Raw genomic sequence first — 11,511 nt, 5'->3', positions numbered from 1 at the left:
CCCGGCGGCTCGGCGCACGGCCGAGCACAACGCCGCCCGCCTGGACACGTGCACCGTTTCCGGTCGCGACGTCGTGGTCGGCGCGTCGGTGCGCTGGCGCGGCGCCCAGGCCAAGGCCGGGCCCGCCTAGCCCGCGCAGATTAATCCAGTAACACCCCGAACAAGTATCACTCCGACCCAGCCGTGGAGCCCTGCGTCATCGTGACCAGGGCTCCCAGCAGTTTCAGGGCCCCGGCCTTGTCTAGGGGGTTGTTGCCGTTGCCGCACTTGGGCGACTGCACGCACGACGGGCAGCCCGACTCGCAGCCGCAGGAGCGCACGGCGGCGAAGGTGGCCTCAATCCACTCCGGGAAGCGGTTAAAGCCCTCGTCGGCGAAGCCGGCCCCGCCGGGGTGGCCATCGTAGACGAAGACGGTGGGCAGCTGGGTATCCAGGTGGCGCGCCGTCGAGACCCCGCCGATATCCCAGCGATCGCAGGTAGCCAGCAGCGGCAGCAGCCCGATGGCGGCGTGCTCGGCGGCGTGCAGGGTGCCCGGGGTATCGGCCGCCGTGACGCCCAGTTTGTCCAACACTAGCGGGTCGATGGTATAAGCCACGGCGCGGGTGCGCAGGCTCTGCTCCGGCATCTCCAGCGGCACCTCCTCGCCTACGGTGCCGTCCGGCAGGCGCACCACGTACCCGGTGACCTGGTTGGTGACCTCGACCTCCACGTTGGCCACCCACAGGCCGGGCGAGTAGGTGATGAGCTCGTCCTCCCCGGCCGCGGACAGGATCCGGATGTCGGTGGTGGAGTGGGCCTGCGTGGAATAGTCCGGCACGTCGGGGCGCGCCAGGGCCACGTAGTCGTCTAGGTCGAGGTCCTCGATGACGAAGGTCTCGCCCTGGTGCAGGTAGACCGCGCCGGGGTGGACCTGGGCGGCGGCCCGGGCGGCATCGACGGTGCCCAGCAGGCGCCCGTCCGAGGCGTCGACGATCATGACCTCCTGGCCCGCCCCGCCGCGCAGGGAGACCTGCCCGTGGGCGGTCTCGGGGCGCCACTGACCGTCTAGCTGCGGGGTGGGGAACCAGCCGCGGGCCCGCTTCTTGATGAGTCCGTCGCGGGCCAGCGCCTCGACGACGGCGGGGGCGAAGGCGGCCTCGGCATCGCTGAGCGGTAGCTCCACGGCCGCGCAGTAGAGGTGGCCGTAGAGCAGGTAGGGGTTGCGCGGGTTGAACACGCTGGCCTCGACGTCGCGCTCCAGCAGGGCGGCCGGGTGGTGGACCAGGTAGGTGTCCATCGGCTCGTCGCGGGCGATAAGCACCACCAGGGAACCCTGGCCGCGGCGCCCGGCCCGGCCGGCCTGCTGCCAGAAGCTGGCGACGGTGCCGGGAAAACCGGCCGTGACCACCGCGTCCAGGGTGCCGACGTCGATGCCGAGTTCCAGCGCCGAGGTCGTGGCCACCCCCAGCAGGCTCCCGTCGTCGAGGCCGGCCTCCAGGGCGCGGCGGTCCTCGGCCAGGTAGCCGGCCCGGTAGGAGGCGATGCGCCGGGCGAAGTCGGCCCGGCCCAGGCGGCCCGACAGCTCCTCCTGGCAGAGCATGGAGACCAGCTCCGCGGCGCGTCGGGAGCGCACGAAGGTCAGGGTGCGCGCGCCCTCGGCCACCAGGGCCGCCATGACGTCGGCGGCCTCGGAGGTGGCGGCGCGGCGCGTGTTCTCGTCGAGGAAGCCGGGCTCCCACAGCATGATGGTGCGCGCCCCGGTCGGCGCTCCGTCGGCGGTCACGGCCTGCGCCGGCCGGCCGGTGAGCCGCTCCAGGTGGCGGGCCGGATCCCGCATGGTGGCCGAGGCCGCGATGATGGTGGGGTTCGCCCCGTAGTGGCGGCACAGGCGCAGCAGGCGGCGCAGCACCAGGGCGATATTGGCCCCGAAGACCCCGCGGTAGGAGTGGCACTCGTCGATGACGATGAACTCGAGGTGCCGCAAGAACCGCGCCCAGCGCTGGTGGGCGGCCAAAAGTGAGACGTGCACCATGTCCGGGGTCGAGAAGACGAACCGGGAATTGTCCCGGATGCCGGCGCGGGCCTCAGCCGGGGTGTCGCCGTCGTAGGGGGCGGGGTTGGCCCAGCCGGCCAGGCGCCCGGCGGCCAGCAGCTGATCCGATCCCAGCGCCTTGGTGGGGGTCAGGTACAGCGCGCAGGCCGTCGGGTTGGCCGCCAGCCTGGTCAGGATGGGCAGCTGGTAGCCCAGCGACTTGCCGGAGGAGGTGCCGGTGGCCACCACCACGTCGTGGCCCGCCCACGCCGCCTGAGCCGTGGCGGCCTGGTGGCTGTAGAGCTTGCCGATGCCGGCATCGACAAGCACTTCCTTCAGCTTCGGGTCCACCCAGCCGGGCCAGTCCACGTACTCGGCCGGGCGGGGCGGCAGCGTGGTCAGGTGGGTGCACTCGGACTCCGGGAAGCGGCGGGTGAGGATGTCCGCGAGCTCCGCGCCCAGCGGGTTCGGGGACTCAGCTACCATCGCGTATACCCCTTTCTGGGTGGAAAAATACCAAGAATTTTAGTCAATAAAGCCTCCCAAGACTATCGCGAGGCGGCAAAACGTGTCACACTTACCAGTGGTCGAAGATTTCTTAGCGCAGTGTTTAGATTTAGGTGCTCGTGAAAGATTTTGGAAAACGCGGGCACTTTCTGGCTTAACCAGCCGAGAGGTTCGACGCCTCGACCACTTTTTTAAAAAAGTTCAACACATCCCTACACACGCCGAAAGAGGTACATAATGGCACAGGGAACCGTCAAGTGGTTTAACGCTGAGAAGGGTTACGGCTTCATCGCTCCGGAGGATGGATCCGCAGACGTCTTCGTGCACTACTCCGAGATCCAGGGCGGCGGCTTCCGCACCCTGGAGGAGAACCAGAAGGTCTCCTTCGAGGTCGGCGAAGGCGCCAAGGGCCCGCAGGCCCAGGGCGTTACCGCCCTCTCCTAAGGCACTAAGCCGCACGCTTTCGCCCTCGCTACCTGGTATTCAAGGTGCGGGGCGAAAGCTTTTTATGCGCCGGGTAGGGCAGCAGGGCAGCAGGGGAGCTTAGGGGGTCTCCGCGTAGCCGTTGCGGGTGTCCTTCCAGTCCAGGATCCGGTTTTGCAGCCACTGGATGGCGAAACCGATGACCACCGCGGCCACGATGCTGACCAGCATGGCCGCCAGGGGAGAATCCGAAAAGGCCATGCCGCCCAGGTAGCCGATGGCCAGGGCCTGGAAGGCCCAGATGGCCACACCGATGCTGTCGAAGAAGAAAAACAGCGGCCACGGGTAGCGCACCGATCCCAGCAGGATGGTCATGAACAGGCGCGCCGAGGGGATGAAGCGGGCGATGATGATGGCGGCCCCGCCGCTGCGCCGCATGTGGCGCTTGACCCACAGCAGGCCCTCGTAGGCCTTGGACCCGCGGCGCAGGCGCTGCAGGTAGGGCATGAAGCGGGTGCCCAGCAGGAAACACAGGTTGTCGCCCAGGATGGCGGCGAACAGAGCCGTGAAAAACATCACGGTCACGGACGGGACCCCTTGGCTGCCGGCCCAGGCCCCGACCAGGTTCAGGGGGATTTCAGACGGCAGGACGGGGAAGAAGCAGTCGAGGAAGATGAGGCAGCCGATGACAGGGTACACCCAGTCGGTGGTCATAATCGACTCGATGACCTGCAGGATTGAGTCCACCATGAGGCAGGCCACCTCCTTTTCGCTGTCGGGCCGCGCGCAGTGGCGCGACAAAGGTCAGCGCCCGGCACGGTCCGCGGTTAACAAGTTCAATAGTGCAGGATACACCCACCACCGACCAACCCTATACCCCATGGGTTATGCCCCCGTTGGGGCGGTAAATGTTGGTTTCGGGGCTAGACAAGTGATAAACAGTTCGGAAGTGGCCCCATTAAATACTGTATTACTGTGTAGCCGGTTTTGGCTCTGTGTAGGCTAGGGGCACTTGGCCTTGCCTGGGCGTGGCGCGCGAAAGCTCGGAAGCTAAAAGCGCGCGGCGCCCCGGGCGGGGCGGACAGCGTAAGTCTCGTGTGAGAAGGCCTCGAAAGGGATGAAGTCGAAGTGGCAGAAGCTTCCGACACGTCGGGCAAGACCCTGGTCATCGTAGAGTCGGCGACCAAGGCGAAAAAGATCCAGCCGTATTTGGGCGACGACTACATAGTCGAAGCCTCGGTTGGTCACATCCGGGATCTTCCCCGCGGGGCGTCAGACGTACCGGCGAAATACAAGAAGGAGTCTTGGGCGCGCTTGGGAGTGAACCCGGAGGACGACTTCACGCCGCTGTACGTTATCAGCGCTGACAAAAAGAAGAAGGTCGCGGACCTCAAAGCCAAGCTGAAGCAGTGCGATCAGCTCTTCCTCGCAACAGACCCCGACCGCGAGGGCGAGGCCATCGCTTGGCACCTGCTCGAGGTACTCAAGCCCAAGGTGCCGGTGCGCCGCATGGTCTTCAACGAGATCACTAAGTCCGCCATCCTGGAGGCGGCTGAAAACACCCGCGAGCTGGACGAGAACCTCATCGATGCCCAGGAGACCCGACGCATCCTGGACCGCCTCTACGGCTACGAGGTCTCCCCGGTGCTGTGGAAGAAGGTCATGCCGCGCCTGTCGGCCGGCCGCGTGCAGTCGGTGGCCACCCGCGTCATCGTCGAGCGCGAACGCGAGCGCATGGCGTTCATCGCCGCCGACTACTGGGACCTGGCCGCCGATCTGGACACCGGCAACAGCGGATCCGAGGAGCCGCGGACCTTCTCCGCCCGCCTGGCGGCCGTCGATGGCCAGCGCGTGGCCGTCGGCCGCGACTTCGACGACCGTGGGCGCGTCAAGAACGACGACGTCGTGGTGTTGGGCCAGGAGCAAGCCGAAGCCCTGGCCGACGGGCTCAGCGGCCAGTCGGTGAGCGTGGCCAGCGTGGAGCACAAACCCTATACCCGCAAGCCCTACCCGCCGTTTATGACCTCGACCCTGCAGCAGGAGGCGGGCCGGCGCCTGCACTTCACGTCGGAGCGCACCATGCGCATTGCGCAGCGCCTCTACGAAAACGGTCACATCACCTATATGCGTACCGACTCCACCTCGCTGTCCAAGCAGGGGTTAAACGCGGCCCGCAACGCCGCGACCAGCATCTACGGCCAGGAATACGTCGCCAGCTCCCCGCGCGTTTACGACCGCAAGGTCAAAAACTCCCAGGAGGCCCACGAGGCCATCCGCCCGGCCGGCGAGTCCTTCGCCACCCCGGGGCAGCTGTCCGGCCAGCTGGACGCGGAGGAGTTCCGCCTCTACGACCTCATCTGGAAGCGCACCGTCGCCTGCCAGATGGAGGACGCCAAGGGAACCTCCATGAAGGTCACGGTGGCCGGCACGGCCGACACCGGCAACGAGGTGGACTTCACCGCCACCGGCCGCACGATCACCTTCCCGGGCTTCCTGAAGGCCTACGAGGACCCGAGCAACCCGGGCAAGGGAGGCAAGAACGGCAAGAATGACAAGGACGATGCCAGCAAGCGCCTGCCCCAGCTGCGCGAAGGTCAGGGGCTGACCATCGCCGATCTCAAGGCCGAGGGCCACTCGACCAACCCGCCGGCCCGCTACACCGAGGCCAGCCTGGTCAAGAAGATGGAGGACCTGGGCATCGGCCGCCCGTCGACGTACGCGTCCATCATCAAGACCATCCAGGACCGCGGCTACGTGGTCTCCCGCGGCAACGCCCTGGTGCCCAGCTGGGTGGCGTTTGCGGTCACCGGGCTGCTGGAGAATAACTTCACCGAGCTGGTGGACTACGGCTTCACCTCCTCGATGGAGGACGAGCTGGACGCCATCGCGGCCGGCAACCAGGACCGCACCCAGTGGCTGAAGGACTTCTACTTCGGCAACGCGCAGGTGGGCCAGCAGAAGGCAGCATCGGTGGCGCGCCACGGCGGCCTGAAGTCGCTCATCGACGTCAACCTGGAGCAGATCGATGCCCGCCAGGTCAACTCCCTGAAGCTCTACACCGACTCCGAGGGCCGGGACGTGGTGGTCCGCGTGGGCCGCTACGGCCCGTACATCGAGCGCGTCATCGGCCGCGACGAGGAGACCGGGGAGCCGGTCTACCAGCGCGCCAACCTCTCGGAGACCACCACCCCGGATGAGCTGACCGAGCAGCTGGCCGAGAAGCTGTTCGCCACCCCGCAGGGCGGCCGCGAGCTGGGCGAGAACCCGGCCAACGGCCGCATGGTGGTGGCGAAGGAGGGTCGCTTCGGCCCGTACGTGACCGAGGTGGTCCGTGACGACGAGCGCGCCACCGCGGAGGCGGAGGCCGAGGAGGTTGTCGCCAAGGAGCGCGCCGAGGAGGACGCGCAGCGTGCGGCCGAGGGCAAGCGCGCCAAGAACTGGGAGACCAAGACCGCGGCCAAGCAGAAGGAAAAGCGGGTAGCTCAGTACATCGACGAGAAGCTGAAGCCGGGCACGGCCTCGCTGTTTAGCTCGATGGAGCCGTCTGAGGTCACCCTGGACGAGGCCCTCAAGCTGCTGTCGCTGCCCCGCGAGGTGGGCGTGGACCCGTCCGACGGGGAGATCATCACGGCCCAGAACGGCCGCTACGGCCCCTACCTGAAAAAGGGGACGGATTCTAGGTCGCTGGCTAACGAGGAGCAGATCTTCAGCATCACCCTGGACGAGGCCCGCCGCATCTACGCGGAGCCGAAGCGCCGGGGCCGCCAGGCCGCGCAGCCGCCGCTGAAGCAGCTGGGCGATAACGACGTCTCCGGTAAGCCGATGACGGTCAAGGACGGCCGCTTCGGCCCCTACGTCACCGACGGGAGCACCAACGCCTCCCTGCGCAGGGGCGATAAGCCCGAGGCCATGACCGACGCGCGCGCCAACGAGCTGCTCTCGGAGCGCCGCGCCAAGGAGGCCGCCAACGGCGGTTCCAAGGCTAGCAAGAAGGCGGGCAAGAAGTCGAGCAAGAAGTCGACTAAGAAGTCGACGAAAAAGACGGCCAAGAAGTCGACGAAGAAATCGACCAAGAAGGCCGGCAAGAAGTCCACGAAGAAGACGGCCAAGAAGCCGTCGCCGGGCACTAAGAACGTGGTGAAGGCGGGTTCTCGCCGGTCGAAGTAGGCGCGTTGGCCGCGTCAGGCGTGCCGGGCGCCAGCGGCGTGCGGTACTTGGCCGGCAGCTCGGCCCGCCGGGTCGGTCCGTAGGCCAGGCGCCGGTGGGCCCATTCCAGTGGGCCGGGGGCGCCCAGCGCCTCTAAAACGCAAGCCAGCACCAGGGTGATAAGCCAGGTGATAAAGGCCAGGCCCAGCATCTGGGCGGCGCTAAAGTCGGCGCCGATACCGGCGGTGAACGGGAAGATTAGGGCCAGCAGGATGACAGATTGCAGGACGTAGCCGCTCATCGAGCGCTTGCCCAGGGCGCTAAACGGCCACAGCCACCGCGGCATCGCCGCACCGGCGGAGACCGCCTTTTGCACCGGGTTGAGTACGAGTGCGACCGCGGCGAGGATGCCGGGACCGCTCAGGATGCCGACGGTGAAGTTGAGGGCCGCAAAGACCGGGGTGAGGTTGTCGGGCAGCACCCCGATGGCGCACAGCCCCCAGGGCAGGCCGATGAGCGCCACGACGGCGGCGGCGATGCCGGTCCAGGCCAGCAGGGTCCCGCGGTGGGCGTCGACGTCGGCGAGCACGCCCCGGCGGGCCCAGACGAAGCCGACCAGCATCACCGGCAGGTACATCAGCATAAACAGCGGGGATCCGATCAGCTGTCCCATCATCACGATGAGGTTCTCGCCCAGCATGCCGAGGAAGGTCTCGGCTGGGGCCGTTGCCCCCGTGCTGAAGGGATCGGCGCCGGCAAAATCGTCGCGCAACCAGGCCACCAGGGCGGCGATGGCTGCCCCGCCGACGCTGACCAGCCCGAGCAGGCCGTAGGCGATGCGCAGCAGGGCCTTGTCGGTCAGGGACAGCAGGCAGGCGATGAGGATCCCGCACAGGCCGTAGAACATCATGATGTCGCCGCTGAACAGGAAGATGCCGTGGGCCAGCCCGAAGGCGGCCAAGAGGCCGTAGCGCTTGACGATGACGGACCGGGCAGCCGGCAGCGGGAAGCCGCGGCGCCACAGGCTCATGGTGATAAGGCCTACGCCGAAGCCCAGCAGGGTGGAAAACATCGGCAGCCCGCGGTCGTGGGCGAACATCGCGGCAAACAGCGCCGCGGCCTTATCGGCCGTGCTGTCGCCGGCGATGCCGCCGAACATCCCCGCCGGCCCAGTCCCGTGGGCCAGCCAGGCAGTGGACATGTTGGCGATGCAGATTCCCAGCAGGGCTAGCCCGCGGGCGATGTCGGGCACGACCATGCGGGGCCTATGAGTCGGTTGAGTCATGCCTAAAACGATAACTTAACGGCCCCGGCCGCGCAGGCAGCGGTCGCCGGCGCTCCTTCCCGGCCGGTGTTGCGGGCCGCTGTTACTGCGCGGGGCTACGGCCCGCCGCTACTGCTCAGCGCGGTCGGCCAGGGTGGCGCGGATGGGCCGGGCCAGCTGGGTCATGCGGCGGCGCCCGCGCAGCTCGATGGACTTCATGAAGGTCCAGCGGGCCTGCTCCGCCTCGTTGGCGGTGCGCAGGGTCGAGGCGTTGGTCAGCACACGGCCCGGGGTGTCCTTGGCCAGCTCGGTCAGGCGGGCGGCTTCGTTGACGGCGTCGCCGATGACGGTGTATTCGAAGCGATCGGCGCCGCCGATGTGGCCGGCGACCACGTGCCCGGCGGCCACCCCAATGCCGGCCTGCAGCTCCAGGTTGCGCAGCTCCTGGCGCAGCTCGCGGGCCGCCTGCAGCGCCATGGAGGTCGAGTCGTTGACGTTGATGGGGGCGCCGAAGACCGCCAGGGCCGCGTCGCCCTGGAACTTATTGATGATGCCGTGGTTGTGGTGCACCACCGTCACGACGTGCTCGAAGAACTTGTTGAGCTCCTCGACGACGTTTTCCGGGGTGTGGTTGACCGCGAAGGTGGTCGACCCAATGACGTCGATGAACAGCACGGCGACCTTGCGGTCCTCGCCGCCCAGCTCCGGGCTTTCCTCCAGGGCGCGCTGGGCGACCTCGGAGCCGACGTACTGGCCGAAGATGTCGCGTACTCGCTGGCGCTCCCGCAGGCCCTTCATCATCTCGTTGAAGCCGGCCTGCAGCACGCCCAGCTCGGAGCCGTCGTAGATGTCCACCTCGACGTTTTGCTCGCCGCGGCGCACCCGGTTGATGGCGTCCTGGAGCTCCAGGATGGGATCGACCACGCTCATGATGGCGAAGGAGGTGCCGATGAAGCCGGTGCCCATCGCCGTGATCGCCAGGACCAGGATGGCGGGGATGAGGTCGTCGGCATCGGAAGTAAAAAAGCCGGAGCGCTGCCCCAGCAGGAGCAGGACGATGCCCAGCATGGGCACGCCCGCCGTCATCGCCCAGGAGGCGGTCAGGCGGGTCTTGATGGGCGGCTCCAGGGAGGAGTCCTCGAAGCGGCGGGCCAGGGCGTTGGCGGCGACGGGGCGGACCAGGCGCTCGGCCTGCAGGTAGGTCAGCAGGACCACGACCATGCCGGCCAGGATGGTGGAAAGCCCCACCACCAGGCCCAGGCGGCCGTCGACGGAACTGGTCAAAATTACCGAAATGACGATGCCGATGGCCCAGACCACGGCCGCCACTCCGGCCTGGTAGACGGGGATGCGCAGCACCAGGTTGCGTACCATGTTCGGATCGTGCGCGTTCGGGTTGCGCTGCCAGTCCAGCACAGGCCTAAACAGCAGCAGGGTCACGGCGATGCCGACGATGACCGCGAAGACCACGTAGAGCACGCCGATCCAGGCCAGGCCCGGCACGCTCTCCTTGAATTCGGCGATCTCCGGCATGGGCAGGAATACCGCGACGAACATCATGATGGCCACGGCCCCGATGATGTTGGCCCCGAGGACGACGGCGGCATAGATCGGCCACTGGGTCTCCAGTAACCATCGCAGTCTCCGCACAGTAGAGCTCATGTCTTAATACTCTAACCGCTCGCCGCCGCACTGTGGGTTAGTAGGATGGGGCGGGTGAGTACTCCAGATGTGGCACAGCGGTTGGCCGACACCCCCGCGGTCCGGGACACCATCCTCCGGGCGGCGGCCGGGGCCCGGGGTTTGCCCGGGGAAGACCCCCGCGCGATGAGTCATTCCTGGCTGTTCACCGGGCCTCCCGGGGCCGGCCGCTCCCAGGCGGCGCTCGCGTTTGCCGCGGCGCTGATGTGCGAGCGGGGCGAAGAGTTGGGCTGCGGCGAATGCGCGTCCTGCCGGGGCATCCTCGAGGAGGGCCGACACACCGACTTGGTCTACCTGCGCCCCCAGGAGCTATCGATCGCGGTGGACACGGTCCGTGACATCATCGGCCAAGCGGCCTCGCGCCCGACGGTGGCACGCTGGCGGGTCATCATCTTCGAAAACGCCGATCGGCTCACCGACGGGGCGGCCAACGCCCTACTCAAGACGGTGGAGGAGCCCACGGCCAGCACGGTCATCGTGATGCTGGCCCCCTCGGCGGACCCGGAGGACTTCTCGCAGACCCTGCGGTCTCGCTGCCGGCACCTCTACATCCCGGCGCCGTCGACGGAGGCCATTGTGAGCCAGCTGGTGGCCGAAGGCGCCGGCGAGTCCGATGCCCGGCTGGCCGCCGTGACTTCCCTGCGGCACGTGGGCCGAGCCCGGCGCCTGGTTACCGATCCCACGGTCCAGCGGCGCCGCGCCCAGTCCATCAACCTGGCCGAGGAGGTCTTCCAGGGCGCCCAGGGCTTCCAGGCGGCCGGCGCCTTAATCAAGGCCATCGAGAAGGAATCCAAGGAGGCCGGCGCGGAGGCCGACGAGAGGGAAAAGGCTGACCTGGAAAAGGCCTACGGGGCCGGCGGCAAGGGCAAGGGGGCGGCCAAGGCCCAGCGCGACGTGCGATCGGCGGTCAAGGATCTGGAAAAGATCCAGAAGAAGCGGGCCACCCGCCGGGTGCGGGACCTGCTGGACCTGGCGCTGGTGGATCTGGCCGGCATCTACCGCGACGCGCTCATGGTGCGGGTGGGCGCCGACGTGGAGATGACCCACCCGGACTTTTCCGGCTTGGCCCAGGAGCTGGCTCAGCGCGTCGGCGAAGAGGGGCTGGTCGCTTGCCAGGAGGCGATCGTGACCTGCCGCAACCACATCGCCGTCAACGTCGCCCCCGGCACCGCCTTCGACGGGCTGGTCGGCCGCCTGCGGCGCGCCTGCGGGGCCTGATCCTTGACCTGATTTCTCGATTGGCTACCGGCTAGGTTAAACTTTGCGGTGCTGCACGGTACTGCTTTAGTACCGGCTGGTTTTAGCATCAGCAGCAGGCCGCTTTAGCTCAGTCGGTAGAGCGTTTCACTCGTAATGAAAAGGTCGCGAGTTCGATTCTCGCAAGCGGCTCTCGTGAAACAACCCGCTGCCTTCCGGGGTTTCCCAAGAGGCCGGCGGGTTTTCGCATGCGGCGGGCCC

7 protein-coding genes and 1 tRNA gene are annotated in these 11,511 nt (G+C 67.6%); 4 read left to right on the top strand and 4 right to left on the bottom strand.

The features are described from left to right. Nucleotides 1–167: 167 nt before the first annotated feature. Nucleotides 168–2,498 carry a DEAD/DEAH box helicase gene (locus tag HMPREF3067_RS01555; RefSeq protein ID WP_070767987.1) on the bottom strand — a complete coding sequence of 777 codons (2,331 nt, stop codon included), beginning with the start codon at nucleotides 2,496–2,498 and terminating at the stop codon, nucleotides 168–170. Nucleotides 2,499–2,756: 258 nt separating this feature from the next. Between HMPREF3067_RS01555 and HMPREF3067_RS01550 the strand changes: the two genes are divergently transcribed. After that, nucleotides 2,757–2,963 carry a cold-shock protein gene (locus HMPREF3067_RS01550; RefSeq protein ID WP_070767986.1) on the top strand — a complete coding sequence of 69 codons (207 nt, stop codon included), beginning with the start codon at nucleotides 2,757–2,759 and terminating at the stop codon, nucleotides 2,961–2,963. Nucleotides 2,964–3,062: 99 nt separating this feature from the next. Here the strand turns inward: HMPREF3067_RS01550 and HMPREF3067_RS01545 are convergent, their stop codons facing one another. After that, nucleotides 3,063–3,692 (bottom strand): DedA family protein, encoded by a 630-nt coding sequence (locus HMPREF3067_RS01545; protein WP_070767985.1) that lies wholly within the window; start codon nucleotides 3,690–3,692, stop codon nucleotides 3,063–3,065. 378 nt (nucleotides 3,693–4,070) lie between these two features. Between HMPREF3067_RS01545 and topA the strand changes: the two genes are divergently transcribed. Further along, nucleotides 4,071–7,109, top strand: a complete 3,039-nt coding sequence (topA, locus tag HMPREF3067_RS01540) for a type I DNA topoisomerase (RefSeq protein ID WP_070767984.1) — start codon at nucleotides 4,071–4,073, stop codon at nucleotides 7,107–7,109. Here topA and HMPREF3067_RS01535 read toward each other — a convergent pair. Both HMPREF3067_RS01535 and HMPREF3067_RS01530 read right to left on the bottom strand, forming a co-directional pair. Next, on the bottom strand, nucleotides 7,069–8,373 hold the full coding sequence (locus HMPREF3067_RS01535) for a DUF418 domain-containing protein (RefSeq protein WP_246819199.1): 1,305 nt from the start codon (nucleotides 8,371–8,373) through the stop codon (nucleotides 7,069–7,071). The two genes, topA and HMPREF3067_RS01535, sit on opposite strands and share 41 nt — an antisense overlap. A 108-nt stretch (nucleotides 8,374–8,481) precedes the next feature. Further along, nucleotides 8,482–10,014, bottom strand: a complete 1,533-nt coding sequence (locus HMPREF3067_RS01530; RefSeq protein WP_070767982.1) for an adenylate/guanylate cyclase domain-containing protein — start codon at nucleotides 10,012–10,014, stop codon at nucleotides 8,482–8,484. Nucleotides 10,015–10,059: 45 nt separating this feature from the next. Between HMPREF3067_RS01530 and HMPREF3067_RS01525 the strand changes: the two genes are divergently transcribed. Together HMPREF3067_RS01525 and HMPREF3067_RS01520 are read left to right on the top strand one after the other, a co-directional pair. Then, nucleotides 10,060–11,271, top strand: a complete 1,212-nt coding sequence (locus tag HMPREF3067_RS01525; protein WP_083319083.1) for a DNA polymerase III subunit delta' — start codon at nucleotides 10,060–10,062, stop codon at nucleotides 11,269–11,271. 98 nt (nucleotides 11,272–11,369) lie between these two features. Beyond that, nucleotides 11,370–11,442: transfer RNA gene (locus HMPREF3067_RS01520), tRNA-Thr, on the top strand. Nucleotides 11,443–11,511 lie beyond the last annotated feature (69 nt).

Source organism: Corynebacterium sp. HMSC04H06 (assembly GCF_001815935.1).
Taxonomy (GTDB): Bacteria; Actinomycetota; Actinomycetes; order Mycobacteriales; family Mycobacteriaceae; genus Corynebacterium.
This window is presented reverse-complemented; position numbering and strand designations above follow the sequence as displayed.

What these genes read in the sequence shown, in the direction of transcription:
- HMPREF3067_RS01555 (WP_070767987.1), bottom strand. Translation starts at nt 2,498, where the DNA reads ATGGTAGCTGAGTCCCCGAACCCGCTGGGCGCGGAGCTCGCGGACATC.
- HMPREF3067_RS01550 (WP_070767986.1), top strand. Translation starts at nt 2,757, where the DNA reads ATGGCACAGGGAACCGTCAAGTGGTTTAACGCTGAGAAGGGTTACGGC.
- HMPREF3067_RS01545 (WP_070767985.1), bottom strand. Translation starts at nt 3,692, where the DNA reads ATGGTGGACTCAATCCTGCAGGTCATCGAGTCGATTATGACCACCGAC.
- HMPREF3067_RS01535 (WP_246819199.1), bottom strand. Translation starts at nt 8,373, where the DNA reads ATGACTCAACCGACTCATAGGCCCCGCATGGTCGTGCCCGACATCGCC.
- HMPREF3067_RS01530 (WP_070767982.1), bottom strand. Translation starts at nt 10,014, where the DNA reads ATGAGCTCTACTGTGCGGAGACTGCGATGGTTACTGGAGACCCAGTGG.
- HMPREF3067_RS01525 (WP_083319083.1), top strand. Translation starts at nt 10,060, where the DNA reads ATGGGGCGGGTGAGTACTCCAGATGTGGCACAGCGGTTGGCCGACACC.